This window comes from Amycolatopsis sp. EV170708-02-1 (genome assembly GCF_022479115.1).
Classification (GTDB): domain Bacteria; phylum Actinomycetota; class Actinomycetes; order Mycobacteriales; family Pseudonocardiaceae; genus Amycolatopsis.
Genome location: NZ_CP092497.1, coordinates 6792811 through 6818639, shown reverse-complemented (window position 1 = coordinate 6818639; position 25829 = coordinate 6792811). Strand labels below are relative to the sequence as shown.

Below are 25829 nucleotides of genomic sequence, written 5' to 3'. Positions count from 1 at the left end.
AATGTCGGGATCGTAACGCTCTCCGGCCTACGGTCGCTCGCTCACGAAGTGCTCGCGAGAGCGAACGGCAGCACGGCGCGAGCCCCGGCCTGGCGGAGCAAGCGCGCGGACAGTGTCATCGTCCATCCGGTGTCGATCAGGTCGTCGACCAGCAGGATCGGCCCCTCGGACGAGGCGACTTCGGCGGCGAGGCCTTCGGAAAGGCCCAGGCGATTCCACAGGTCGGCCAGCCGCTGCGCGCTGTTCGCCTGACGCGGGGGCGGCCCCGTCGACGTCATGGCGCCCAGATAGCTCAGCCTTCCGATGGACGCCAGCTTCGTCGCCAGACTGTGGACCAGCTGGGGGCGGGTGGCGGAGGGCACTTCCACGACCGCGACCGGACGCTCCGCCCACTGCCAGCCCTTCAGCACCTCGATGCAGGCTTGGAAGACCGGATCGGGGAGTTCGGTGTCCGCCGCGGACGGGCCGACGAGTTCGCGCAGCCGCGTGCCCCAGCCGACGTCGGTCACCCGTCCGACCACCTGGCCGGTTTCGGCCTGCTCGCCCGCCGGCAGCCGCCCGGAGAGCGGGACCTCCAGCCCGGCCATCCCGGTCGGCCACATCTTCCTCGGCGCGACCTCGACCCCCGGACGGCGCAGCCGCTGCCGGGTGGCGTCGACGACGTCGTCGGAGATCGTGGTGTCCCAATGCTTTCCGGTGCAGTTGTCGCACCGTCCGCAGGGAGTCGCCTCGGGATCGTCCAGCTGCTTGCGCAGGTACTCCATCCGGCAGCCGCCGGTTTCGAGGTAGGCCAGCATGGCGTTCTGTTCGTTCGTGCGTGCCGCGCTCACCCGCGCGTAGCGTTCCTTGTCGTAGCGCCACTCCTCGCCGGTGCCTTCCCAGCCGCCCTTCACCCGGCGGACGGCACCGTCGACGTCCAGCACCTTGAGGACCATCTCCAGCCGGGAACGGGACAGCTCGACGAACGGTTCGAGCGCGGGTGTCGACAGTGGACGGTCCGCGTACGCCAGCGCGTTGAGCACCTGGGTCACCCGAAGTTCGTCCGGGAACGCGAGCGAGCCGAAGTACGCCCAGATGTCCTTGTCCTCGTGGCCCGGCAACAGGATCACCTCGGCGCGATCGACACCACGCCCGGCACGGCCGACCTGCTGGTAGTACGCGATGGGGGAGGACGGAGCCCCGAGATGGACGACGAAGCCCAGATCCGGCTTGTCGAACCCCATGCCCAGCGCCGAGGTGGCCACCAGGGCCTTGACGTTGTTGTTCAGCAGATCGTCTTCGGCTGCTTGACGGTCCGCGGGGTCGGTCTTCCCGGTGTAGGGGGCCACCGGATAGCCGCGTTCGGTCAGCAGACCGGCCACGTCGTGGGCGGCGGCGACGGTGAGCGTGTAGATGATCCCGGAGCCCGGCAGTTCCTCCAGATGCTCGGCCAGCCAGGCGAGCCGGGCCTGCGACGTCGGCAGCTTGGCCACCGAGAGGTGGAGACTTTCGCGGTCCAGGCTGCCGCGCAGGACGAGGGTGTCGCCCCCGTTGCCGATGCCGAGCTGCTCGGCCACGTCGGTCGCCACACGGTCGTTCGCGGTCGCCGTGGTGGCGAGCACCGGGACACCGTCGGGCAGGTCCTTCAGCAGCGTCCGCAGCCGCCGGTAGTCCGGCCGGAAGTCGTGGCCCCAGTCCGAGATGCAGTGCGCCTCGTCGACCACGAGCAGGCCGGCGCTCGCGGTCAGCTTCGGCAGGACGGTGTCCCGGAAGTCGGGGTTGTTGAGCCGTTCCGGACTGACCAGGAGGACGTCGACCTCGCCGGCCGCGATCGCGGCCTGGACCTGATCCCACTCCTGCGGGTTCGCGGAGTTCATCGTCGCCGCGTGGATGCCCGCCCTCGCCGCCGCGGAGATCTGGTTGCGCATCAGCGCGAGCAGCGGCGAGATGATCACGGTCGGGCCGTTGCCCCGCTCCCGCAGCAACGCGGTGGCCAGGAAGTACACGGCGGACTTCCCCCAGCCGGTGCGCTGCACGACGAGCGCGCGACGGCGATGCGCGACCAGCGCCTCGATGGCCGTCCACTGGTCGTCACGCAGCCGGGCGCCCTCGCCCGCCAACGACTGGAGGAGGGTCTCGGCGCGATCCCGGAGAGTCGATGTGTCCACGTCCCCACCTCTACCCCATGCCACCGACGAAGTCGCGATCGGCATGTCGTGAACGGACCGTTCATCCATGGAACCGACGGTAATGTGATCCAGATCACGCCTGGTTGGTGGGTTCGGCGACCCGAGCGTGAAGCCTCGCGCGCTGTATAGGCTCACGACCCATGTCACCACGCAGGATCGGGGTCATGGGCGGCACGTTCGACCCCATTCACCACGGGCACCTCGTCGCGGCCAGTGAGGTCCAGTCGCGGTTCGCGCTCGACGAGGTCATCTTCGTGCCCACCGGTCAGCCGTGGCAGAAGTCCGACCGGGTGGTCACCCGCGCCGAAGACCGCTATCTGATGACGGTGATCGCGACGGCGTCCAACCCTGTCTTCTCGGTCAGCCGCGTCGACATCGACCGCGTCGGGCAGACCTACACCGTCGACACCCTGCGCGACCTGCGCGCGGAGTACCCGGACGACCAGCTGTTCTTCATCACCGGCGCGGACGCGCTGGAACAGATCCTCACCTGGCGCAACGCCGACGAGCTGTTCGACCTCGCGCATTTCATCGGTGTCACCAGGCCGGGTTACCGGCTCAACTCGCAGCATCTGCCGAGCGGGAAGGTGAGCCTGGTCGAGGTGACCGCGATGGCGATCTCGTCCACCGCGTGCCGCGAGCGCGTCGAAGGCGGGGAGCCCGTCTGGTACCTCGTCCCCGACGGTGTGGTGCGCTACATCGCCAAAAAGGACCTCTATCGCAAAGACCGGGGTTCCCCACCGGGTACCCTCGTCGGGCGCACCCGCGAGTAAAGCCATCTGTTTGAGGAGAACTGTGACAGCCACGTCCGAGGCACGAGAGCTGGCCGTAGCGGCCGCCCATGCGGCGGCGGACAAGAAGGCGAGCGACGTGGTCGTGCTGGACGTGTCCGACCAGCTGGTCATCACCGACGCCTTCGTCATCGCGTCCGCGCCGAACGAGCGCCAGGTCGGCGCCATCGTCGACAACGTCGAGGAGCAGCTGCGGCTCGGCGGGCACAAGCCCGTCCGCCGTGAAGGCGCCCGCGAGGGCCGTTGGGTCCTTCTGGACTACGTCGACGTCGTCATCCACGTCCAGCACCAGGAGGAACGCTCCTTCTACGGTCTCGAGCGGCTCTGGAAGGACTGCCCGAGGATCGAGGTCGCCGGACTGGAGACACCCGCCGAGGAGGACTCCGCCGACGCGCAAGGCGCCTCGTGAGCCCGCGGCGGCTGGTGCTCTGGCGCCACGGCGAGACCGATTACAACGCGGCGGGCCGGATGCAGGGGCATCTGGACTCCGCGCTCACCCAGGTCGGCTGGAACCAGGCCAGGTTCGCCGTGCCGGCGCTCGCCCGGTTCTCACCGGATCTGGTGATCGCCTCGGATCTGCGCCGCGCGACTGACACGGCCACGGTGCTCACCGAGGCCATCGGTGTCCCGCTGCGCATCGACAAGCGCCTCCGGGAAACCCATCTGGGTGAATGGCAGGGCTTCACCGGCCAGCAGGTCGACGAGGCGTATCCCGGCGAACGTGCCCGTTGGCGGGTCGACGCGACCTGGGCACCGCCCGGCGGCGAGTCCCGGGTCGACGTCGCCGAACGGGCGATGGAGGTCGTCGCGGACCTCGACCAGCCCAATGCCGACGCCGGCGACGCCGTGCTGCTGGCGACGCACGGCGGTCTGATCATCGCGCTGACCGCGAAACTGCTCGGCCTGCCGGTCGCCTCCTGGCCGTCGCTGGGCGGGATCGCGAACTGTCACTGGGTGGAGCTGACCAGGCGCGACGGCAACTGGCGCTTGGCCGCGTACAACGCGGGAATCACCGGCTGATCCATGGCCCCGCGCCTGCTGGTGTTCGGCGATTCCCTCAGCTTTCACGGCCCGGACGGCCCGCACGCCGCCGACGACGCGCGTCTGTGGCCTAACATCGCCGCCGAAGCGCTCGGTGGCGAAGCGGATCTCGTCGCCGGGTTCGGCTGGAACGCCCGCGACGCCTGGTGGTCGTTGATCGGCGATCCGCGCGTCTGGGCCGATCTCCATCACGTCGACGCCGTCGTGCTGGCCGTCGGGAGCATGGACACGCTGCCTTCGCCGCTGCCCACCTACCTGCGTATCGGCCTGCGGTACCTGCGGCCCGACCCGCTGCGGCGAGTGGCGCGCAAGGCCTACCTCGCCGCCCAGCCGCGGCTGTCGATCGCTCTCCGAGGACGTCCGGTGGTCTTGCCGTCGAGACTCACGGTCCAGTACCTCGACACCGCTGTCGGTGCCCTACGGGCGCTGCGACCGGAGCTGCCGATCTTCGGCATGCTGCCCTCCGTGCATCGATCCGACTCGTACGCCCGCGTCCACACCGCCCGCGCAGGTGCCGCCGCCGCCCTCGCCGACTGGGGCCGTCGCGCGGACGTCCCACTGCTGGATCTCGAAGCCGTCGTCGGCGACCACGTGCTGAGCGGGCGGGGCAATCCGGACGGGATGCACTGGGGGTGGGAAGGACATGCCGCCGTCGGTGCGGAAATGGCCCGCCTGATGGCCCCGGTGCTCCGTCCCGCGGCAACGTAGGCTGACTGCCGTGTCGGTCGCCGTAGTCACGGATTCCACCGCCCACCTGCCGGAAGGCTTCGCCGAACGGAACGGGATCCGGGTGGTCCCGTTGCATGTCCTCGTGGACGGCGTCGTGTTCCTCGACGGTGTCGAGATGGGGCCCGCGGCCTTGGCCGAGGCGCTCGGCAAACGCAGCCTGGTGACGACTTCCCGGCCGACACCCGCCGAATTCGTCAAGGAGTTCCGGGCGGCGCTGGCCGAGGGCGCGGACGCGGTCGTGTCGGTCCATCTGTCCCGGGAGCTGTCGGGGACCTGGGAGGCGGCGGTGCTCGCGGCCCAGGAGGTCGGGCCGGACAAGGTGCGTGTGGTCGATTCGCGCAGTACCGCGATGGGACTCGGCTTCGCCGCCCTGCGCGCGGCGAGTGCCGCCGCTGACGGGGCGGAACCCGCCGAGGTGGAGGCCGCCGCAGTCGACGCGGTGAGCCGCTCGGAGACCCTGTTCGCCGTCGAGACCCTCGAATACCTGCGCCGCGGCGGACGGATCGGCCCGGCGGCCGCCCTGCTCGGTACGGCGCTCGCGGTGAAACCGGTGCTCCACATGTCCGAAGGTCGGATCCAGCCTCTGGAAAAGGTGCGGACGATGAATCGCGCGGTGGCGCGCCTGGTCGAACTCGCCGTGAAAGCGGCCGAAGGCGGGCTCGCCGACATCGCCGTCCACCACCTGGCTTCCCCCGAGCGGGCCGTCGAACTGGCCAACCGGCTCGAGGAATCGATCGACTGCCCGGACGGGTGCGTGGTCTCGGAGATCGGCGCTGTCATCGGGGCCCACACCGGGCCCGGCGTGCTCGGTGTCGTCGTCCAGCGAGCGGGTTAGGGAAACCCGCCAGCGTCCCATACGGCCCCGACGGAAACGGTGATCCGGTGCCGGTCGCGGTCGAGTTGTCCACAACACCCCACTTGTCCACAGCCTCGGCAATCACCACTGCCGCCCGCCGCCCACGCTCCGTAGCGTCGTTCACGTGTTCGACCAAACCGCCCGGTCGCCGGGTCCCTCCGTCAACGCCAGGCTGGCGTGGCTGGCAGCGCAGCTGTCGCCGCCCACCCAGGGCCCGCCCGCGGGCAGGCTCGTCCGCCGCTGGGTGCCCGCCCGGTTCACGGCGGACGGGATCCCGGTGAACCGGCGGTGGTTCGTCGTGGCGGCCGTGCTGATCGCGGTGGCCGTGATCGTGACCGGCGCGATCGCCTTGTTCGGACACCGGCCGGGGGCGGAGACCCCGCCGCCCCTGCCGTCGGCGAAGGCCGCCGGAGACGTCCCCGCCGCGGCGGGCAAGGCGCCTCTGGTGATCAGCGTCGTCGGCCGGGTCCTCAAACCCGGCCTGGTCACGGTCCCTCCGGGCGCACGGGTCGCCGATGCCCTCACGGCGGCCGGTGGGGCACAGCCCGGAACGGATCTGACCGGAGTGAATCTGGCCCGGCGGCTCACCGACGGCGAGCAGGTGGCCGTCGGCGTCCCCGCTCCCGCCGCGGCGGGAACGGCGGCACCGCCGGGGAAGCTCGACCTGAATTCGGCCACGGCCGAGCAACTCGACACCCTGCCCGGGGTCGGCGAAGTGATGGCGAAACGCATCGTCGACTGGCGGTCCGGGCATGGCGGGTTCACCAGCGTCGAGCAACTCCGTGACGTAGAAGGGATCGGCGAATCTAAGTATCGAAAACTCCGGGAATTGGTGTCCGTCGGATGAACCCGTCCGCCGATCCGTCCGAAGTGGACACCGCGTCGTGGCGAGGGCAGGACCTGCGGCTGATACCGGCCGCGGTGACGGCCTGGCTCGGCACTCTTTCCGGGTTGTTGGTCGGCTGGTGGATCACGATGCTCTGCGGTGCGGCCGCCGTGGTGCTCGCGATCGCCGCCGGTGTCCGCGCCCGCCGGACGGCGTCCCGGTGGGTGGCTGGCCTGGGTGTCCTGGCCGTCCTCGGCGTGCTCACCGCCGGTCCGGTGGCGCTGCGGATCCGGGCCGCCGAGCACGACGACCTCCGTGCCGCCGCCGCACGGGGGAGTGACGTCACCACGAGGGTGGTGGTCACCGAGCGGCCACGTCCGGTCCGCGGTGCCGGATACGCCGATCGCCGGGCAGGCACCCGCCTGGTGGTCGTCGCCGCGACGGTGGACACCGCGGTGACGGGTGAGCGGGTGGTGGATTCGGCCGGCCGGATCCTCCTGCTCGCTCCCGCCGAGGGGTGGACGGACCTGCTGCCCGGGCAGCAGGTCACCGCCTCCGGGCGGCTCGCACCGGCGAAGGGGGCCGAACTGACGGTCGCGGTCCTCTCGGTGCGAGGCCCGCCGTCGGCCGCCGGACCGGCGCCCTGGTGGCAGCGAGCCGCGGAATTGCTGCGCACCGGGCTCCGGGGTCTGTGCGCCGTCCTCCCGGAGGAAGAGGCCGGTCTCGTGCCCGGACTGGTCGTGGGGGACACGAGCACCCTCTCCCCGAGGGTGGAACACGAGTTCACGGACTCCGGCATGTCCCACCTGATGGCCGTGAGCGGTGGGAACGTGGCGATCGTCTGCGGCTCGATCCTTCTCCTGCTGCGAGTGCTCCGGGTCGGGCCGCGGACTTCCGCCGCCGCGGCCGCCGTGGGGCTGGCCGGGTTCGTGGTCCTCGCCGGGCCCGCGCCCAGCGTGCTCCGCGCCGGGGTGATGGGAGCGGTCGGGCTGCTGGCGCTGGCACTGGGGCGCCGGGGTTCGGCGCTGCCCGCGCTGGCGTTCGCGGTGGCCGGGCTGGTGGTGGCCGATCCCGCGATGGCCGCCGACTTCGGGTTCGCGCTGTCGGTGCTCGCCACCGCCGGGCTCGTACTGCTGGCGCCGAGGTGGGCGGAGTGGCTGGTCGGACGCGGTGTTCCGGCCGGCTACGCCGAGGGGCTGGCCATCCCGCTGGCCGCGTTCGTGATGACGGCGCCGGTCATCGCGGGCATGGCGGGATCGGTCAGCCTCGTCTCGGTGCTGACCAACGTGCTCGCCGCGCCGGTGGTCGCGCCGGCCACCGTGTTCGGCGTGCTCGCCACCGCCGTCGGACCGTGGTGGCCGTCGGCGGGCAGACTGCTGATCCGCCTGACCGAACCCGAGGCGAGCTGGCTCATCACCGTGGCCCGCCACGGCGCCCGGGCGCCGGGAGCGGTCGTGGACTGGCCGGACGGCTGGTGGGGCGGGCTTCTGGCGGCCGGGCTGCTCGCCGTATTGCTCGTCGTCATCCGGTTGCGGCACGGCAGGATCCTGCTGGCCATCGCGTTGGCCACCGGGCTGGTCGTCTTCGTACCGGTGCGGGTGCTGGCACCGGCATGGCCGCCGTCGGCCTGGCACGCCGTTGCCTGTGACGTCGGACAAGGCGATGCCGTCGTCCTCGCCACGGGCGAGCAGGGGAGGGCGATCCTGGTCGACACCGGGCCGGAACCGGGGCCGGTGGACGAATGCCTGAGCAGGCTCGGCGTGGACCGCGTGCCGCTGATCGTGCTGAGTCATCTGCACGCCGACCACATCGGCGGTCTCGGATCCGTCTTCGACGGCCGGTCGGTCGGAGCGGTCGCCGTCGGCCCGGGCCGGGCTCCCGCCTGGGCGTGGCAGCAGGTCGCGGACGAGACGGCACGCCGCGGGATTCCCTTGCTGGAGCTGGAGATCGGACAGCGGCTGGAGTGGCAGGCGTTGTCACTAGACGTACTGGGACCGCGCTATGTCAGCCGGCGCTCGATTCGGGAACAGGACGGCACGGTGATCAACAACGGTTCCGTCGTCCTGCGCGCGGGAACCCCGGCGGGCCGGTTACTCCTGACAGGCGACATCGAGCTCGCCGCGCAGGCGGACCTGATGGCCGAGGGCGCCGATCTGCGCGCCGAGATCCTCAAGGTCCCGCACCACGGAAGTCGTTACACGGCACCGGATTTCCTCAACGCCGTCGCGCCACGTGCCGCATTGGTGAGCGTCGGCGCCGGAAACACCTACGGTCATCCGAACAAGTCCACTTTGGACAGCCTGGTGGCCGTCGGTGCGTCGGTCGCCAGGACGGACACGGACGGCGACACCGCGGTGGTCGCCGACGCGCGAGGCCTCGCCCTGGTACGCCGGGGTGAGCCCCGCGGCCCGCCTCGTTCCTGAGGCGGGCCGGCGGGGAACTCGGATGCCCCGAGCCCCTCAGATCCCCAGAGCCTCGCGGACCGCGTCGGCCGAGGCGCTGACGGTGGCCTTCGGGCCGATCTTGTCTTCGACGGCGTCAAGGGTCTTGAGGCCGTCCCCGGTGATCAGCAGGACGATCTCTTCGTCCGGGTTGAGCTTGCCGGTCTCGATGAGCTTCTTGGCCGTCGCGACGGTGACCCCGCCCGCGGTCTCGGTGAAGATGCCCTCGGTGCGGGCGAGCAGCCTGATGCCCTCGACGACCTCTTCGTCGGTGACGTCTTCGATCGCACCGCCGGTGCGGTTGACCACGTCGAGGACGTAGGGGCCGTCGGCCGGGTTGCCGATCGCCAGCGACCGGGCGATCGTGTCCGGCTTGACCGGCTGGACGACGTCGTGCCCGGCGCGGAAGGCCGCCGAGACGGGGGAGCAGCCGGTGGCCTGCGCGCCGAACACCTTGTACGGCGTCTCGTCGACGAGCCCGAGCTGGCCGAACTCACGGAAACCCTTGTCCACCTTGGTGAGCTGGGAACCGGAGGCGATCGGCACCACGATCTGGGAGGGAAGCCGCCAGCCGAGCTGTTCGGCGACCTCGAAGGCCAGCGTCTTGGAGCCTTCCGAGTAGTAGGGCCGGACGTTCACGTTGACGAACGCCCAGCTTTCCTGCTCAGCGGCGAGCTGGGTGGCGAGCCGGTTCACGTCGTCGTAGTTGCCGTCGACCGCGATCAGGTCTCCGTCGTACACGGCGGTGGTGAGGATCTTGGCCCGCTCGAGGGTCTTCGGGATCAGCACGACCGACCGCCAGCCGGCGCGGGCCGCCGCGGCGGCGACGGCGTTGGCCAGGTTGCCGGTCGACGGACAGGCCAGCACGTCGAACCCGAACTCGCGTGCGGCGGCCAGTGCGACGGCGACCACGCGGTCCTTGAACGAGTGGGTGGGGTTCCCGGTGTCGTCCTTGACCCAGACCTTCTTGACGCCCAAGGCTTTCGCGAGCCTGTCGGCCTGGATGAGGCGGGTGGCGCCGGGTTCGGTGTTGGGGATCTCTTCGACGTTCGACGGAACGGGAAGGAGCTTCTTGTAGCGCCAGATGTTCTTCGGTCCGGCTTCGATGTCCTCGCGGCGCACACGGCCGAAGTCGTAGGCGACCTCGAGCGGCGAGAAGTCCTCGGCGGAAACGAATTCGGGGGCGAGCGGCTGCCGGTGTCCCTCTTCCTTCGACACCAGTTCGACGGCCGGTCCGAGATCCGGGGTCTTGGTGGTGGAGGTCGTGCCGAGGGTTGCGGTCATCGCGAGGTTCCTTTCCTCATCTGCCCCGCCGTGGCGGGCCGGAATTGGCACCGTGTTCGTCAGCTACCCCGCGATCGCGGGATGACAGGCTGACGCCGGTTGCCGGGGCTTCATCGGGCCGTTCCCTCTGCCCCTCTGGATGAGCGGTATTCGATTGTCGGCACGCGTGTCATCGCGTCGCCTCGCCAACACCGTACGACATGAGCCTCAGGTGGGGCCACCGTGCCCGGAACACATCACCGGACAAAGCACACGAGAGGAGGAGTGGCAGGATCGTCACCGTGACGACGCAAGCTTCCGCCCCATCGCCGCTGGTCCTGGTTCTCGGTGAGGAAGAGCTGCTGATCGAACGTGCGGTCCGCAGCGCTTCGGACGCGGCCAAAGCGGCCGATCCGACGGCGGATCTCACCCGGATCCGGGTGTCGGACCTCACAGTCCCGGCGCTCGCGGAAATGGTCAGCCCTTCGCTGTTCGCCGAGGGCAGGGTGATCGTCCTCGAGTCCGCGCACGACATCTCGCAGGAGCTCGCCGACGGGGTGATGGCCTACGTCAAGGCGCCCGCCGACGGCATCGTGCTCGTCGTCGTGCACAGCGGAGGTGGCCGGAGCAAGGCCGCGAAAGGGCTCCCCGCCGCCTTGAAAAAGGCAGGCGCGGAGGTCGTCGAGTGCCCGAAGCTGACCAAGGCCGCCGAGCGGGAATCCTTTGTCCGCAACGAGGTCCGCCGCGTCGGCGGGAAGATCGACGGTGCGGCCGTGCTCGCGTTGATCGACGCCGTCGGGTCGGATCTGCGGGAGCTGTCGTCGGCGGCGACCCAGCTGGTCGCGGACGCCGGCGGAACGGTCGACGAGCAGGCGGTCCGGCGCTACCACCGTGGCCGCGCGGATGTGAACGGTTTCGCCGTCGCCGAGAAGGCCGTGGCCGGTGACAAGGCGGCGGCGCTGGAGTCGTTGCGCTGGGCGATGCAGCTGGGCGTACCGCACGTCCTGGTCGCGGACGCGCTCGCCGACGCCGTCCGCACGATCGCGCGGGTGTCCGGCGCCGGTCGCGGGAACCCGAACCAGATGGCGGGTGAGCTGGGGATGCCGCCGTGGAAGGTGCGCAAGGCGCAGGGGCAGGCCCGCGGCTGGGGCCAGGACGGGCTCGCCACCGCGATGCGGGTGGTCGCCCGGCTCAACGCCGAGGTCAAAGGGGTCGCGGCCAATCCGGAGTACGCCTTGGAGCGTGCCGTCCTGGAGGTCGTCGCCGCTCACGGCACAAGCCGCTGAAACGTCGAAGGGCCCGGCGACTCGCGTCGCCGGGCCCTTCGAAAGCCGATCAGAGAGAGTTCGCGCGCTTCGCCAGCGCGGACTTCTTGTTGGCGGCCTGGTTGGCGTGGAGAACGCCCTTGGTCACGGCCTTGTCCAGCTTCTTCGCCGCGTCCTTCTGCAGCTCCAGGGCCTTGGCCTTGTCGCCGGCGTCGGCCGCCTCGCGGAACTTGCGGATCGCGGTCTTCACCGAGGACCGGATCGCCTGGTTGCGCTGACGCGCCTTCTCGTTGGTGGTGATGCGCTTGATCTGCGACTTGATGTTGGCCACGGGGGCGCTCCTCTTGAATCTCTCGGTGGTTTCACCGCCGCGCTGTGACCGGCCCTGCGTGCTCGTGGGAGCGGCGCGGGTTTCCTCCATGACGGAATGCCACACGACGGTGAAAGGCAAGCTTAACAGCCGTCCCGGCGCGGCTCGCGGCAGCCTCGGGAGGGGTGCTTGCGGTACGGTGAAGATCGTAGTGCCTAGGGTTCCGCCGCCTGCCCGTTCAGCGAAAACACACAATCAGGGCAGACGGGACCGGTCCGAGCGGCACCATCGGCGGAGCCGGACGCACCGCCGTTCATCTGACGGGACAAAAGCCTGGAGGACCGGGTTTTCCGCATGCGCGGAAAACGTGAAAGGTCCGTTGTGAACGCCACCGCTCTGTCCTTCGTCGTCATCGCCGCCGTCATCCACGCGGGCTGGAACCTCGCCGCCAAGCGGATCCGCCGTGGCGGAGCCCGGTTCGTCTGGGCGTACTACAGCCTTTCCGCGATCCTGCTCGTCCCCGTCATGGCGGTCTCCCTGGCCGTGGAACCACAACGTCCACAGTGGACCTGGCTGTTCGCCGCAGTCGTCACCGCGGTGTTCCACGTCACCTACGGGGTCGTTCTCCAGCGGGGGTACGCCGTCGGAGATCTGTCCGTCGTCTACCCCGTCGCCCGCGGGACCGGGCCGCTGATCTCGGTGCTCGCCGCCGTCGTGGTGCTCGGCGAGCGGCCGGGATCCTCGGCCTGGTGGGCGCGTTCCTCGTGGTCGCCGGGGTGCTGGTGATCGGCACCGGGCGAGCACCGGCCCACGTCGGCGCCGCCGATCGTGTCGCTCGACGAAAAGGCCTGGTCTACGGCCTGCTGACCGGCCTCACGATCGCCGCCTACACGCTGTGGGACGCGCATTCGGTCACGGGCCTCGGTGTCCCGCCGATCGTGTACTTCGGAACCGGCGCGATCGTGCAGAGCCTGCTCATGGCGCCGTATGCGTTGAAGGACCGCGAGGAGGTCTCGTGGCTCTGGCGCGAGCACAAACGTGAGGTCGTCATCGTCGGCGTGCTCTCGCCGGTCGCCTACCTGCTGGTGCTCTATGCCCTCCAGGTCGCCCCGGTGAGCCTCGTCGCGCCCGCGAGGGAGCTGAGCATCGTCTTGGGCGGCATCGCCGCCTGGCTGGTCCTGGGCGAGGCGAACGCCGTCCGCCGGCTGGCCGGATCGGTGGTGGTGCTGGCGGGTATCGCCGCGATTGCGATGGCCTGAACCCATCCGGTAGGGATTGAGCCATGGACGTGCTGAGCAGCAGGGTGCTGATCCACCCGAAGGACCTCGACGTGTCGACGGCGTTCTATCGGGACACCCTGGGCCTGGCCATCGACAAGGAGTTCCCCGGCGGGACGGTGTTCTTCGCCGGGAACGGGTCGATCGAGATCGTCGGTACCGGAGAGACCGGCCCGACGCCTGACGTCGCCTTGTGGCTCCAGGTCCGGGATCTGCCCGCGGTGCTCGAGGAGCTCGCGCGGAAGGGCTTGGAGCCGGTTCGCGGCGCGCGGCGTGAGCCGTGGGGGCTGGACGAAGCGTGGATCGCCGACCCGGACGGCACCAGGATCGTGCTGGTCGAAGTGCCGCGTGAGCACCCGTTGCGCACTGATCCGCGCTAGCCGAAGGGTTTGATCGCGCGCAGCTGAGCGGCGAGGGAGGTGCCGAAACCCGGCGGTTCCCAGGTCCAGGTCTGCAGATCCACGAAGCCGGCGGCGGCGGCCTCGTCGGCCAGCTCGTGCCGGGACACCGGCAGCCACTTCTCGTGCGACGAAAGCAACAGCCTGCCGCCGGGGCGCAACACCCGGAACAGTTCGGCGAACCCGGCCGCCCGGTCGTCCCACAGCTGCACGTTGTTGACGCTCAGGACCACGTCGACGCTGTCGTCGGGCTCACCTGTGGAGTCCGCGGTGCCCTGCCGCAACTCCACCTTGTCGCCGCAGCGGCGGCGAGAGCGGGCAAGCATCTCCTGGGAGGGGTCGACACCGATCGCCCGGCCCGCGCGTTCGGCCGTGGCCCGCAGGCCGACTCCGGGGCCCGGGCCCACGACCAGGGCGGTCTCGCCGGACTCGATCGAGGCCAGCTCGACGACGCGAAGCTCGGTGGCCGCGTTGCCGTGCGCCATCGCCCGCCCGCCGATCCGGCCGAGCAGCCCCCGTGGATGACCGAACGTCCGGTCGAGCATCTGGGACAGTGAAGTACTCATACTTCGAGGGCACCACAGCTCATCACGGGCCGCATCGGGGATGACCCCCACTCGCACCCGGAGCGGCATGGGAGCATAGAGGTGGCACACCCCGACCTTCGCGAGGAAACCCGTTGACGACGTTCGCCGACACGACCTTCACGCCCCCGGAGCTCATCCGGAACTTCTGCATCATCGCGCACATCGACCACGGCAAGTCGACCCTGGCCGACCGGATGCTGCAGCTCACCGGCGTGGTCGAGGAGCGGGCCATGCGCGCTCAGTACCTCGACCGCATGGACATCGAACGGGAACGCGGGATCACCATCAAGGCGCAGAACGTGCGCCTGCCCTGGAAGGTCGACGGCCAGGACCATGTCCTGCACCTGATCGACACCCCCGGCCACGTGGACTTCACCTACGAGGTCTCCCGGGCCTTGGAGGCCTGTGAAGGGGCGATCCTGCTGGTCGACGCCGCGCAGGGGATCGAGGCGCAGACGCTGGCGAACCTTTACCTGGCGCTCGAGAAGAACCTGCACATCATCCCGGTGCTGAACAAGATCGACCTGCCGTCGGCCGACCCGGACAAGTACGCGGCCGAGCTGGCGCACATCATCGGCTGCGAGCCCTCCGACGTGCTCCGCGTGTCGGCGAAGACCGGCATGGGCGTGACCGAACTGCTGGACGAATGCGTACGGCAGGTGCCGCCGCCGGTCGGCGACGCGGACGCGCCCGCGCGCGCGATGATCTTCGACTCGGTCTACGACACCTACCGGGGCGTCGTCACCTACATCAGGGTCGTCGACGGGAAGATCACGCCGCGTGAGCGGATCAAGATGATGTCCACCGGTGCCACCCACGAACTCCTCGAAGTCGGGATCATCTCGCCGGAGCCCAAGGCCAGCAAGGGACTCGGGGTCGGCGAGGTGGGCTACCTCATCACCGGGGTGAAGGACGTCCGCCAGTCGAAGGTGGGTGACACCGTCACCTCCGAGCGCAAGGGCGCGTCGGAGCCGCTCGCGGGTTACCGCGAGCCGAAGCCGATGGTCTACTCCGGCCTGTACCCGGTGGACGGTTCGGACTATCCCGAACTGCGTGAGGCATTGGACAAGCTCCAGCTCAACGACGCCGCGCTCGCCTACGAGCCGGAAACCTCGGTGGCGCTCGGGTTCGGGTTCCGCTGCGGCTTCCTCGGCCTCCTGCACCTGGAGATCACGCGGGACCGGCTCGAGCGCGAATTCGGCCTCGACCTGATCTCCACCGCGCCGAACGTCATCTACAACGTCGTGCTCGAGGACAAGAGCGAGGTCGTGGTGACGAACCCCTCGGACTGGCCGTCCGGGATGAAGATCTCCGAGGTCCACGAGCCGGTTTCCAAGGTGAGCATCCTGGCGCCGTCGGAGTTCGTCGGCACGATCATGGAGCTGTGCCAGGCCAAGCGCGGCACGCTGCTGGGGATGGACTACCTCTCCGAGGACCGCGTCGAGCTGCGCTACAACATCCCGCTCGCGGAGATCATCTTCGACTTCTTCGACACGCTGAAGTCGCGTACGCGCGGCTACGCGTCGCTCGACTACGAAGAGGGCGGCGACCAGATCGCCGATCTGGTCAAGGTCGACATCCTGCTGCAGGGGGAGACCGTCGACGCCTTCTCGGCGATCGTGCACAAGGACGCCGCGTACGGTTACGGAAACCGGATGGCGACCCGGCTGCGCGAGCTGATCCCGCGGCAGCAGTTCGAGGTGCCGATCCAGGCGGCGGTCGGGTCGCGGATCATCGCCCGCGAGACCATCCGCGCGATCCGTAAGGACGTGCTCGCGAAGTGTTACGGCGGTGACATCTCGCGTAAGCGCAAGCTGCTGGAAAAGCAGAAGGAAGGCAAGAAGCGGATGAAGACCGTCGGCCGGGTCGAGGTCCCGCAGGAGGCCTTCGTCGCCGCTTTGTCCACTGAGGACGCCGGTAGCAAGAAGAAGTAATCGATACTCGCGAAGGCCGCCCGGATCACCGTCCGGGCGGCCTTTTCGTGTCAGCGGTTCCCGGAGACCCGGTTCGCGGTGACGAAGACGGCGACTCGGCGTTCGGCGGCCATCACACGGTCGTACTCGTCCCAGTCGTCGTGGGTCCCCGTCGCCGCGATGAAGACCTCGCGTAGCAGCCGGGGGAGACCGGCGGGATCGAAGTCCGGGTCCGGATCGTCCGGACCGATGAGGTGGGTGCTTCCCTGGACCGCCGCCCATTCCCAGCCACGCCGGAAGGTGATCGTGGCGTGGCCCGCCCGGCGGAACAAGTCGAGTTTCTTCACGCCGCCCATCGCCACGAAAGCGACTCCCGGCGCCTTGGTGACCGGGTCTTCGAAGACACCGGCGTTGACCACCGAGGAGTGGACGGTGCCGTCCGCGCGGACCGTCGAGACGGTCGCGAGTCCGTTTTCGCGCAACGAAAGAGTGCGGACGAGTTCGAGGTCTGCGGCCATGGGACCACCGTAGCCCGCTCGGCCCGGTGAAGGGGCCGAGCGGGGCTACGGGGGCTGATCAGCAGGTGCCGTTGTCGCGCCAGACACCCCATTGGCCGGTCGTTCCGGGCTCTTCGCCCTGCGTCCACCACTGGGCCGTCCACTTGTGCCCGTTGTGGGAGACGGTCGCTCCGCCGGTGTAGACCGACGCGCGATCCCACGCGGGGAGCGTGCAGGTGCCCGGGTTGCCGGAACCGGTCTCCCAAGGCACCTGGCTCGACTTGTAGTAGTCGAGGCCCTGCGCCTGCCAGCGTGGCGCTTGTGCGCCGAGACGCACCCGGAAGGTGTTCCAATCGTGGGTCGACCACGGCGACCAGCCGAGTTCGGCGTGCGCCGGGAGCCGGGGGAAGGCGAGGTAGTCGATGTGCGCCGGGGTCACCACGGTTTCGGTCCACAGCGGGGATTCGACGCCGCGGACGGCGGATTCGGGCACACCGGAGAGGTAGGCGCCCGGGTTCCAGTTGTAGGCGTCCTGGACCTCGATGTAGCCCGCCCACGAGAGCCCGATCGGCGTGCTGGAGTTGTACTTCATGTCCAGGTACGCCTTGTTCGCCGGCGAAAGGATCACCTTGCTGCCGCGGGCGACGGCGTTCGAGACCTCCGTGCTGGACGTCGTCGTGCCCCAGAACTGCGGGGTCGCCGTGGCAGGCAGGGTGGCCTTGCCGATCTCGTGCCAGCCGACGACCTGCTTGCCCGCGGCGGCCACCATCGGCAGCACCCGGTTCATGAAGGTGCGGTAGTCCGCGTCGCTGGTGGCCTGGGCTTCGTCGCCGCCGAGGTGGAAGTACGGTCCGGGCGTCAGCGCGGCCACCTCGCGGATGACGTCGTTGACGAAGGTGTAGGTGATCTCCTTCGAGATGCAGAGCGAGCTGTAGCCGACGGCGGTGTCGGTGCGCAGCGGAGGAGCGGTGTTGTTGCAGTTCAGCTCGGCGTACGACGCCAACGCGGCGTTGGTGTGCCCCGGCATGTCGATCTCCGGGATGACCGTGATGAACCGCGAGGCCGCGTAGTTCACGATCTCCGTGTACTGCGCCTTGGTGTAGTAGCCGCCGGGGCCGCCACCGACCTGGGTGCTGCCGCCGTAGGTGGTCAGCCGCGGCCAGCTGTCGATCTGGATGCGCCAGCCCTGGTCGTCGGCGAGATGCAGATGCAGGTTGTTGATCTTGTACTGGGCCAGCTGGTCGATGTACCGCTTGACCGTGGCAACCGGGTGGAAGTGCCGGGCGACGTCGAGCATCGCGCCTCGGTAGCCGAAGCGCGGGTAGTCCAGGATGTTCGCGCCCGGGATCGTCCAAGGGCCTTGCTGCACCGTGGGGCTTTCGATCTTGCCGGGCAGCATCTGGCGCAGCGTCTGGACGCCGCCGAAGAGACCTTGTGCCGTCGTCGCGCGCAGGATGACCGAAGCGGACGTCGCGTTCAGCTGATAGCCCTGGTCGCCGACGCGGGAGTCGGCGCCGGACAGGAGGAGCGAGATACCGTCGGCCGGCGTGCCCGACGGCGCGTCGGCGACGGGCAGGGGGAAGCCGGTGGACGTACGGAAGATCCCGGCGAGGTACTCGCCGACGGCCTTGGCCTGCGCCGACCCGGCCTGGGTGTAGATCTTGGTGTTCGCGGTCAGGGTGTGGTCGGAGCCGGTGACCGCTTGGACCGAGACCGGGACCGGGACGATCGCCTGCAGTGGCGGGGTGGCCGCGTCGGCGACGGGGGCGGCTGCGGTGGTGGCGCCGGCGAGCAGCGCCACCCCGACGAAGGCGCGACCCAGCCGCGCTCTCAAGGTCTTCACCGGGGCCTCCAAGGGGGACGGGACTGGGCGTGACGTGCGTCACGACGGTCCGATCGTCGCATCTTCGCCGTTAAAGGTCTAGACCACCACGAGGGAACCTTGGAGTGACTCGAACGTCACAATGCGTGCCGCCACGAGGGGACTATCGTCGGGAACGTGTTCGAAGACTTGCGTTTCCCCCTGATCGCGGCCCCGATGGCGGGCGGGCCGACCACTCCCGAGCTCGTCGCCGCGGTGACCGCGGCGGGTGGATTCGGCTTCCTGGCCGGGGATATCTGAGCGCCGACGCCCTCTCGGACCGGATCGCCAAGACGGCCGAGCTGACCGGTGAGCCGTTCGGTGTGAACCTCTTCGTATCGGGTGGCTCCGCCGCCGAAGCGGATCTCGGTGCGCACATCGAGCGCTGGCGCGCGGAGGCCGAGCGCCTCGGCGTCGAGCCCGGGGAACCGCGCTGGGACGACGATGCCTATGCCGCGAAGCTCGAGGTCGTCTTGGGCCGGAAGGTGCCGGTCGTTTCCTTCACCTTCGGCACGCCTTCGGCCGAGGACGTCGAACGCTTGCACGCCGGCGGGAGCAAGGTGGCCGTCACGGTCACCAGCCCGGCGGAAGCCGATCGGGCCGTGGCCGTCGGCGCGGACGCGCTCGTGGTGCAGGGATTCGAGGCCGGAGCGCATCGAGGGCTTTTCGCCGACGAGCCCGGAGCCGAAGGCGGAGGTGCGCAGTACGGCGTCCTGAGCCTGCTCCGGCTGGTCTCGGCGCGGACGGACTTGCCGCTCGTCGCGACCGGCGGGCTCGTGCACGGCGCCGACATCGCGGCGGTGCTGGCGGCGGGGGCTGTCGCGGCGCAGCTCGGCACCGCGTTCCTGCGGGCGGACGAGGCCGGGACGCAGCCCGCGCACCGGCAGGCGCTGGCGGACGGAGGAAGGCCGACGGCGTTCACCCGGGCCTTCAGCGGACGTCCGGCCCGGTCTCTGGTCAACCGCGCGGTCGCGGACTTCTCGGCCACCGCTCCGTCGGCGTATCCGGAGGTCAACAACCTGACCAAGCCGATCCGCGCGGCGGCGGGCAAGGCGGGCGACCCCGAGATCATGTCCCTCTACGCGGGACAGACCTACGAACTCGCGGGCTCCGGCCCGGCGGCGTCGATCGTCGAACGCCTCCAGACCGAAGCCCGCGAAGCCGCTACGCGGTTGAGTCGTCTTCGCTGACCTGCTTCGCGTCACCGTTGTTCGCGTTCATCGCGGAGTGACGGCGGCTGTAGGCGAAGTAGATGATCAGGCCGACGCCGAACCAGGCAGCGAACCGCAGCCAGGTCTCGGGGTTCAGGAACGTGATCAGCCAGATCGAGAAGACGATCCCGATGATCGGCACGATCGGCATGCCGGGGGTCTTGAAGGACCGGGGCAGATCCGGCTGCTTGTACCGCAGCACGATCACCGCGACGCAGACCACGACGAACGCGAGCAGGATGCCGATGTTCGTCAGTTCCGCGGCCTCGCCGATGGGCAGCAGCCCGGCGATGACCGCCGACGCGATACCGAGCACCCAGGTCATCCGGCTCGGCACCTTGCGCACCGGGTGGGTCTTGCTGAACCACTTGGGCAGCAGGCCGTCGCGGCTCATCGAGTAGCCGACGCGGCTCGCGCCCATGAGGAACGTGAACAGCACCGTGGTGATCCCGATGATCGCGCCGACCGCGATGATCAGGCCGAGCCACTTCATGCCGAGGCCCGCGAAAGCGCTGGAGAAGGCGGCCTCGCTGTCGATGTCCTTGTAGTTGACCATCCCGGTCAGGACCAGGCAGGCCAGCACGTAGAGCACCATCGAGATCGCGAGCGAGTAGATGATCGCCTTCGGCATGTGCTTCTGGGAGTCGGTCGATTCCTCGGCCGCGGTGGACATGGCGTCGTACCCGAAGACCGCGAAGAACACCGTCGCCGCTCCGGTGAACGCGCCGCTGAGGCCGAACGGGAAGAAGTTCGAGTAGTTGTCGGTGTTGATGTGGAAGACACCGACGACGATCACCAGCAGGACCAGGCCGACCTTCAGGTAGACCAGCAGCGTTTCGAACCGGGCGGCGTTCTTCATGCCCTGGTTGAGGATGAAGGCGATCAGCAGGCACAGGAGCACGGCGAACAGGTTGATCTTGTAGGACCCCGGCGCGACACCGGCCGCTTCGGTGCCCGGAGCGCCCAGCATCCACGTTGGCAGCTCGATGTCGAGATAGCCCAGCAGCTCGTTGAAGTAGCCGGAGATGCCGATCGCGACCACCGCCACGATCGCGGTGTACTCCAGCAGCAGGTCCCAGCCGATGAACCAGCCGACGATCTCGCCGAGCACGGTGTAGCCGTAGGTGTAGGCCGACCCGGCGCGGGGGATCAGCCCGGCGAACTCGGCGTAGGAGAACGCGGCGGCGGCGCTGGCGATACCCGCGATGAGGAACGAGATCAGCACGGCGGGGCCGGCGGTCTTGTTCGCGACCGCGCCCGCCAGGGAGAAGATCCCCGCGCCGATGATGCCGCCGACGCCGATCGCGGTCAGCTGCCGCAGGCCCAGCGTGCGTTGGAGTCCTCCGCCTCCACTGAGTTCTTGGATCTGATCGATCGGTTTGCGGCGGAATATCCCGGATCCCGAGCCCAGGCTGCGCGGTGCGGACATCGTCGTCTCCCAACAGGTTGTGCCCTTCGGACTGGGTCACAGTCCGAAGGGCACCGTACTGGCAGACGGGCGATCGCACCTATCCGGCGACGGTGTCCTCGCTCACTTCGGCGGCCACGCGAGCGGCGATCTTCGACGGCCTGGACGCGCCGGCGGAGAAGTAGGTGAGCAGCTCCGAGATCTCGACGGGGTCGTCCAGCTGCGGGCAGTGTCCCCAGTCCTCGCGCACCATCAGCCTGCTGTGCGGGACCAGTGCGTGCAGCTGCCGTCCGGAGGCGGCGCTGACCAGCTTGTCCTTGCCGCAGACGACCACCAGGAGCGGGACACGGATCTCTTCGAGCCGGTACGCGTTCGCCAGCTCTTCGACGAGCTGCCTCGCCTGTTCGAGCCTGGTCGTGGTGGAGCGGTAGTCCGGGAACAGCGAGGTGAACCGGCGCACCTGGGCGGCGTCCGCGGCGGCGGAGTCGGCGTACAGGAGCCGGGGGACGACCTGCTCGGCGACGGCGCGCACGAGGAAGCCGGGGATCGGCAGCGGCAGGGACGAGTACATCCGCAGCGGCAGCGGGTACCTGGCCACGGTGCGGATGAGCCAGCTGTCCACGAACCCGGGCGCGGCGATCGACACCACGCCCGCGACCGGCAGCCGGTGGTTCTCGGCGGCACGCAGGCTCATCGTGCCGCCGAGCGAGTTGCCGGCGAGTACCACCGTGCCGAGTACGGCCTGTTCCTTGACCACGGCCGCGGTGAACGCGTCCAGCTGCGGCAGCATCGGGCCCGGCCGCAGTGGCTGAGCGTCACCGAATCCGGGCAGATCGACCGCGACCGCCGGAACACCGGCGGCCGCGAGCAGCTCCAGAACCGGGCGCCAGGTGTCGGCGCTGTCGCAGTAGCCATGCAGCAGCACCAGCCTCGGCGCGGTCGGCTTGACCTGTCCGCGTCCAGTGGCCCGTTTGCCGAGCATTCGCCGTGGGGTCCGGTCGGTGGATTCCACCGGCTGCGGCCCGACTTCGAGCACTCTGGTGCGGACACCGGCGTAGCGCCGGAAGGAGACGCGGATCGGGTCGGTGTCGGTGGTGGGCCGGCCCCCGGGTCCGCCGGTTCGGGCCGCTGCGATGCGGTCATGGTTCCAGGCTAACCGCGAGAGGTCGGATTTTGGTCGAACTTTGGTCGTAAGAACCTCGCCAAGTCATAACGTTCTTGACACTTGACAAGACCGCGAAATGGCTGTTTGACCTGCGTGGAACGCGCGGACGTGCGCTTGTGTGCGCCGTTGATCACGGCGAGGGGGCGAACTCACCCCTCCGATCAATGCGTGAAGACCACCTTGCCGGAAGTTTCCCCGTCGAGCATGTTCTTAAACCCGGTTTCGGCTTCGGTGAACGGCAGCTCGGCGCCGATCCGCGGACGGACCCCGGTGAGTTCCAGGTAGGCGAGGAGATCGTTCAGTTCGTCCCTGGTCCCATGGTCGAACCGGCGATGCGCAGTTGCAGGAAGAACACGCGCTGCAACTCCGCGTGAGCGTCCGGGCCGCTGGTCGAACCCGAGACGACGATGATCCCGCCCGGCTTCAACGACTTCACCGAGTGGGACCAGGTCGCCTTGCCGACGGTTTCGAAGACCGCGTCGACCCGCTCCGGCAGCCGCGCGCCGGACTCAAAGGTCTGATGTGCGCCCAGGGTCTCGGCGAGCGCACGCTTCTCTTCGCTACGCCCGGTCACCCAGACCCGGAACCCGGCCGCACGCCCGAGCTGGACGAGGGCGGTCGAGACGCCGCCGGAGGCGCCCTGCACGAGCATCGTCTGCCCCGGTCGCAGCCCGGACTTCACGAACAGCATGCGGTACGCCGTCAGCCATGCCGTGCCCATGGTCGCGGCTTCCGCGAAGGTCAGGCTCGACGGCTTCGGCACGACGTTGCGCGCCGGAACCACGACCTGCTCGGCGAAGGTGCCCTGGTGCTTCTCGGTGAGCAGCGTGCGCTTCGGGTCTAGGGTGTCGTCGCCCTGCCAGCCCGGGGCGTTGATCACCGAGTGGACGACGACCTCGGTGCCGTCGTCGAGGGTGCCCGCGCCGTCGCAGCCCAGGATCATCGGGAACTGCTCGGGTTTGATGCCGACGCCGCGCAAGGTCCACAGGTCGTGCATGTTGAGGCTGGCGGCCTTGACGTCGACCCGCACCCAGCCTTCAGGTACCTCGGGTTCGGGTCGCTCGCCGATCACGAGCGAGTCCAGCGGCTTTTCGGCGTTGGGTTCGGAAGCGTAAACGGCGAACATGCCAGCAACTTACCGGGCCTGACCGGCGGCGGCAGTGCCTGCGAGCGTAGGCTCACACTGTGTTCAATGGGCTTGCGGACTGGTGGGACGGCGTGGAGCTGTGGCTCGCGCAGGCCCCGTTCCCCGTGCAGTTCGTGCTGGTCATGGCGGTCGTGGTGCCGCTGTGCCTGGTCGCGGCCTGGGTGCTCGACACGGTCTTCGGGAAGGTCGCCCGGCGCTTCGGCACGGCCCGCGATGCGAACGACTCCGACCGGCCCTCCTAAGCTGGCACACCATGTTCAACCGTAGGCGGATCACCGCCGCCCTGATCGGCCTGATCGTGCTGGTGCTCGCAGGCTGGTTCGTCAAGGACGGCATCAGCGGTGACGACACGAAGAGCGCTCCGGCGAGTTCGGCCGCGCCGTCGGGCGACGCCGCGGCGAGCGGGGCGAAGGGCAAGGTCGCGGGCGAGGAATCCGGTCTCCCGGTCAAGCCCCTGACGAAGCTTCCCGCGCAGGCGTCCGACACCTGGAAGCTCATCCAGGCGGGCGGCCCGTACCCGTATCCGCGCAACGACGACGTCACCTTCCAGAACCGGGAGAAGGTCCTGCCCGCCAAGGGGTCCGGCTACTACCGGGAGTACACGGTGAAGACGCCGGGCAGCCCGGATCGCGGGGCGAGGCGGCTGGTGACCGGTACCGGCAAGGAGCTGTACTACACCGAGGACCACTACAAGTCCTTCGTCGTAGTGGATCCCAGCCGATGAGCGCGGGCAAGGAAGCGGCGGACAAGGCGTTCGCCCGTGGCGCGTACCCGCATCTCATCGACGGCGCGCGGACGGTCGACAAGGACTCGACGCTCGACGTGATCGCCGAGGCGCTGTCGTTCCCGGACTACTTCGGGAAGAACCTCGACGCGCTCTACGACTGCCTGACCGACCTGTCCTGGCTCCCGCCCGGCGAGCACGTACTGATCTGGGCCGGATCCTCGGGACTGCGCGAGCGTGATCCCAAGGCGTACCTGGCCGTCCGCAGCGTGCTTTCCGACGCGCAGCGGGCGCTGGGGCCCTCCGGTGACCGGAAGGACTCCCGGCGCCTCACCGTCGTCTTGCCGGATTAGGCCTCCGGGACCCAGTTCGGCTTGCGCTTCTGTGCGAAGGCCGTGATGCCCTCCTGGCCTTCTTCGCTCGCGAAGAACCCGGCGGACAGCTTGTTCATGGCCTCGAAGCCTTCGGCGGGGGTCGCGGGACGGGGCTTGCTGAGCAGTTCCTTCGTCGCCGCGAGCGCCTTCGGGCCACCGAGCGCGAGCGCCTTGACGTAGCGGGCGACCTCGGCGTCGAGTTCGTCGGCGGGGACGGCCGAGTTCAGCAGGCCGATCTCGACGGCGCGCTTCGCGTCGAAGGTGTCACCGGTCAGGAAGAGCTCGTGCGCGGCGCGGGCGTTGAGCCGCGGCAGCACGGTGAGCGAGATGACGGCGGGTACGACCCCGATCCGCACCTCGGAGAAGGCGAACGTCGCTTCGGGCACGGCGACGGCGATGTCGGTCGCGGCCACCATGCCGATCCCGCCGGCCCGTGCGGGGCCCGCGAGCCTGGCCACGACGGGCTTGGGGCTGGTCCACAGCTGCTCGAGGATCTTCGGGAACTCGTTCACGCCCTGGGCGCCCGCGCCGGCACCGCGAGCCTCCTTGAGATCCATACCCGCGCAGAACACCGGACCGGTGTGGGTGAGCACGATGACCCGCACCGTGTCGTCCGCCTGTGCCTTGTCCAGCGATTCGCTCAGCTCGCGCCGCAGCTGGGCGGAGAGCGCGTTGCGGTTGTGCGGGGAGTCCAGGGTGATCGTGGCGGTGCCGCCCACCACGTCGTAGTGCACCAGTTCGTCAGCCATGCCCCACCTTCGCACGGGCGAAGTCGGGCCGGGCAGTGGCCTGCGCCACCATCTCCTCCGACGGTGGCGCAGGCACGGGTCAGCCGATCGTCGTCGTGGTGAACGTCGGGCTCGGGTTCGGGAAGCACGCCGTCGGGGCGGAGACGTCGAAACCGGCGCTGACCACGGCGGTGAACGTCAGGCCCGGGTCGCTGTAGCTGGTGCCGCCCAGTTTCGTCTCGATGGTGCCGGACGAGCCCGCGGTGAGGTGCGCGGTCACGGTCGGCAGTTCGAACGTCGAGCCGCCCGCGATCGGACCGGGGAAGCTCAGCGTCGCGACGCTGCCGGAGACGGTGATCTTCGGCGGGGTCGAGCCGATGCCGGAGCCGCCGGCGAGGTCGGCGCCCACCCAGGTCGAGTTGGCCGGGATCGGGATCTTCAGGGAGAAGTCCTTGATGTTCTTGACCTGGTAGCCGCTGACCTCGGCCGGGACGGTGTTCGGCGCCGGGTCGATGACGACGTCGAGCGCGGCGCCGGGAGCGACCGTGGCCGGAGCGGTGACGTCCGCGTCCTGGTTCAGCTTGAGGTACTTGTTGCCGACGAGCGGCGGCTTCGCTTCGCAGTCGAAGACGACGGTGGTCGCCGCCGAAGCCGGCGCGGCCAGACCGGCGATCGGGACGAGTACGGCCGAAGCGCAGACGAGGGCACGGATGGCAGCCTTCATGTTCCACCTACCTGGGGGTTCGATGGGGAGAGAGGGAGCTGCGCAGCGTTTAGAGAGTTACCGGCAAGTTAAGTAACTCGTCAAGAAATCTCCGTTCCCATACGCGGGGCGTCACGGAAATGGGA

General features: G+C 69.5%; 22 protein-coding genes, 4 pseudogenes and 1 riboswitch. Of the genes and pseudogenes, 15 read left to right on the top strand and 11 right to left on the bottom strand.

Annotated elements, in window-relative coordinates; all coding sequences use genetic code 11:
* Nucleotides 1-41 precede the first annotated feature (41 nt).
* Nucleotides 42-2147: a RecQ family ATP-dependent DNA helicase gene (locus MJQ72_RS31010; protein WP_240594573.1), complete on the bottom strand. Its 2106-nt coding sequence runs from the start codon at nt 2145-2147 to the stop codon at nt 42-44.
* 161 nt (nt 2148-2308) lie between these two features.
* Between MJQ72_RS31010 and nadD the strand changes: the two genes are divergently transcribed.
* The 7 genes from nadD (at nt 2309) to MJQ72_RS30975 (ending at nt 8834) form a co-directional block, all read left to right on the top strand.
* On the top strand, nt 2309-2941 hold the full coding sequence (nadD, locus tag MJQ72_RS31005) for a nicotinate-nucleotide adenylyltransferase (protein ID WP_073846459.1): 633 nt from the start codon (nt 2309-2311) through the stop codon (nt 2939-2941).
* A gap of 22 nt (nt 2942-2963) precedes the next feature.
* Complete coding sequence (rsfS, locus tag MJQ72_RS31000) at nt 2964-3368, top strand: ribosome silencing factor (protein ID WP_240594572.1); 405 nt, start codon at nt 2964-2966, stop codon at nt 3366-3368.
* The gene (locus MJQ72_RS30995) at nt 3365-3979 is read left to right on the top strand and encodes a histidine phosphatase family protein (RefSeq protein ID WP_240594571.1); all 615 of its coding nucleotides are present in this window, start codon (nt 3365-3367) and stop codon (nt 3977-3979) included. Before rsfS ends, MJQ72_RS30995 begins: the two co-directional genes overlap by 4 nt.
* 3 nt (nt 3980-3982) lie before the next feature.
* Nucleotides 3983-4708 (top strand): diglucosylglycerate octanoyltransferase, encoded by a 726-nt coding sequence (octT, locus tag MJQ72_RS30990; protein ID WP_240594570.1) that lies wholly within the window; start codon nt 3983-3985, stop codon nt 4706-4708.
* 10 nt (nt 4709-4718) lie between these two features.
* The gene (locus tag MJQ72_RS30985) at nt 4719-5564 is read left to right on the top strand and encodes a DegV family protein (RefSeq protein ID WP_240594569.1); all 846 of its coding nucleotides are present in this window, start codon (nt 4719-4721) and stop codon (nt 5562-5564) included.
* Between the two features lie 145 nt (nt 5565-5709).
* Complete coding sequence (locus tag MJQ72_RS30980) at nt 5710-6432, top strand: ComEA family DNA-binding protein (protein WP_240594568.1); 723 nt, start codon at nt 5710-5712, stop codon at nt 6430-6432.
* Complete coding sequence (locus MJQ72_RS30975) at nt 6429-8834, top strand: ComEC/Rec2 family competence protein (RefSeq protein WP_240594567.1); 2406 nt, start codon at nt 6429-6431, stop codon at nt 8832-8834. Before MJQ72_RS30980 ends, MJQ72_RS30975 begins: the two co-directional genes overlap by 4 nt.
* Nucleotides 8835-8870: 36 nt before the next feature.
* Here the strand turns inward: MJQ72_RS30975 and thrC are convergent, their stop codons facing one another.
* Entirely contained in the window at nt 8871-10136 is a 1266-nt protein-coding gene (gene thrC / locus MJQ72_RS30970; RefSeq protein WP_005158594.1) for a threonine synthase, read from the bottom strand.
* 13 nt (nt 10137-10149) lie between these two features.
* Nucleotides 10150-10282: riboswitch (SAM riboswitch) on the bottom strand.
* A 135-nt stretch (nt 10283-10417) separates the two neighbouring features.
* Between thrC and holA the strand changes: the two genes are divergently transcribed.
* Complete coding sequence (gene holA / locus MJQ72_RS30965) at nt 10418-11401, top strand: DNA polymerase III subunit delta (RefSeq protein WP_240594566.1); 984 nt, start codon at nt 10418-10420, stop codon at nt 11399-11401.
* 49 nt (nt 11402-11450) lie between these two features.
* On the opposite strand, the gene rpsT is transcribed toward holA, so the two are convergent.
* Nucleotides 11451-11711, bottom strand: a complete 261-nt coding sequence (gene rpsT / locus MJQ72_RS30960; RefSeq protein ID WP_007034798.1) for a 30S ribosomal protein S20 — start codon at nt 11709-11711, stop codon at nt 11451-11453.
* A 333-nt stretch (nt 11712-12044) separates the two neighbouring features.
* On the opposite strand from rpsT, the pseudogene MJQ72_RS30955 reads away from it, so the two are divergent.
* Nucleotides 12045-12949, top strand: a pseudogene (locus MJQ72_RS30955) (EamA family transporter).
* 23 nt (nt 12950-12972) lie between these two features.
* Nucleotides 12973-13347 carry a VOC family protein gene (locus MJQ72_RS30950; protein ID WP_240594565.1) on the top strand — a complete coding sequence of 125 codons (375 nt, stop codon included), beginning with the start codon at nt 12973-12975 and terminating at the stop codon, nt 13345-13347.
* On the opposite strand, the gene MJQ72_RS30945 is transcribed toward MJQ72_RS30950, so the two are convergent.
* Nucleotides 13344-13931 carry a class I SAM-dependent methyltransferase gene (locus MJQ72_RS30945; protein WP_240594564.1) on the bottom strand — a complete coding sequence of 196 codons (588 nt, stop codon included), beginning with the start codon at nt 13929-13931 and terminating at the stop codon, nt 13344-13346. The two genes, MJQ72_RS30950 and MJQ72_RS30945, sit on opposite strands and share 4 nt — an antisense overlap.
* A gap of 113 nt (nt 13932-14044) precedes the next feature.
* Here MJQ72_RS30945 and lepA point away from each other — a divergent pair, with 113 nt between their 5' ends.
* A complete protein-coding gene (gene lepA, locus MJQ72_RS30940; RefSeq protein WP_240594563.1) occupies nt 14045-15886 on the top strand; it encodes a translation elongation factor 4 in 1842 nt (613 codons plus the stop codon).
* A gap of 50 nt (nt 15887-15936) precedes the next feature.
* On the opposite strand, the gene MJQ72_RS30935 is transcribed toward lepA, so the two are convergent.
* Both MJQ72_RS30935 and MJQ72_RS30930 read right to left on the bottom strand, forming a co-directional pair.
* Nucleotides 15937-16383: a pyridoxamine 5'-phosphate oxidase gene (locus MJQ72_RS30935; protein ID WP_240594562.1), complete on the bottom strand. Its 447-nt coding sequence runs from the start codon at nt 16381-16383 to the stop codon at nt 15937-15939.
* 58 nt (nt 16384-16441) lie between these two features.
* Nucleotides 16442-18205 carry a family 20 glycosylhydrolase gene (locus tag MJQ72_RS30930; RefSeq protein WP_240594561.1) on the bottom strand — a complete coding sequence of 588 codons (1764 nt, stop codon included), beginning with the start codon at nt 18203-18205 and terminating at the stop codon, nt 16442-16444.
* A 156-nt stretch (nt 18206-18361) separates the two neighbouring features.
* Here MJQ72_RS30930 and MJQ72_RS30925 point away from each other — a divergent pair.
* A pseudogene (locus tag MJQ72_RS30925) lies at nt 18362-19413 on the top strand (NAD(P)H-dependent flavin oxidoreductase).
* Here MJQ72_RS30925 and MJQ72_RS30920 read toward each other — a convergent pair.
* The 3 genes and pseudogenes from MJQ72_RS30920 to MJQ72_RS30910 all read right to left on the bottom strand — a co-directional run bounded on the left by MJQ72_RS30920 (nt 19388) and on the right by MJQ72_RS30910 (nt 23133).
* The gene (locus MJQ72_RS30920) at nt 19388-20863 is read right to left on the bottom strand and encodes an amino acid permease (protein ID WP_240594560.1); all 1476 of its coding nucleotides are present in this window, start codon (nt 20861-20863) and stop codon (nt 19388-19390) included. The pseudogene MJQ72_RS30925 and the gene MJQ72_RS30920 sit on opposite strands and share 26 nt — an antisense overlap.
* A 79-nt stretch (nt 20864-20942) precedes the next feature.
* Nucleotides 20943-21985: pseudogene (locus tag MJQ72_RS30915) on the bottom strand (alpha/beta hydrolase).
* Between the two features lie 183 nt (nt 21986-22168).
* A pseudogene (locus MJQ72_RS30910) lies at nt 22169-23133 on the bottom strand (zinc-binding alcohol dehydrogenase family protein).
* A gap of 59 nt (nt 23134-23192) precedes the next feature.
* On the opposite strand from MJQ72_RS30910, the gene MJQ72_RS30905 reads away from it, so the two are divergent.
* The 3 genes from MJQ72_RS30905 to MJQ72_RS30895 are packed head-to-tail and all read left to right on the top strand — an operon-like array spanning nt 23193 to nt 24231.
* Nucleotides 23193-23396: a CDP-alcohol phosphatidyltransferase family protein gene (locus MJQ72_RS30905; RefSeq protein ID WP_038517165.1), complete on the top strand. Its 204-nt coding sequence runs from the start codon at nt 23193-23195 to the stop codon at nt 23394-23396.
* A gap of 11 nt (nt 23397-23407) precedes the next feature.
* The gene (locus MJQ72_RS30900; protein WP_240594558.1) at nt 23408-23878 is read left to right on the top strand and encodes a ribonuclease domain-containing protein; all 471 of its coding nucleotides are present in this window, start codon (nt 23408-23410) and stop codon (nt 23876-23878) included.
* Nucleotides 23875-24231 (top strand): barstar family protein, encoded by a 357-nt coding sequence (locus MJQ72_RS30895; protein ID WP_240594557.1) that lies wholly within the window; start codon nt 23875-23877, stop codon nt 24229-24231. The genes MJQ72_RS30900 and MJQ72_RS30895 overlap by 4 nt, the downstream gene beginning before the upstream one ends.
* Here MJQ72_RS30895 and MJQ72_RS30890 read toward each other — a convergent pair.
* Nucleotides 24228-25001 (bottom strand): enoyl-CoA hydratase family protein, encoded by a 774-nt coding sequence (locus MJQ72_RS30890; protein ID WP_240594556.1) that lies wholly within the window; start codon nt 24999-25001, stop codon nt 24228-24230. The genes MJQ72_RS30895 and MJQ72_RS30890 overlap by 4 nt on opposite strands.
* Nucleotides 25002-25080: 79 nt before the next feature.
* On the bottom strand, nt 25081-25704 hold the full coding sequence (locus tag MJQ72_RS30885) for a cyclase (protein ID WP_240594555.1): 624 nt from the start codon (nt 25702-25704) through the stop codon (nt 25081-25083).
* Nucleotides 25705-25829: the final 125 nt, after the last annotated feature.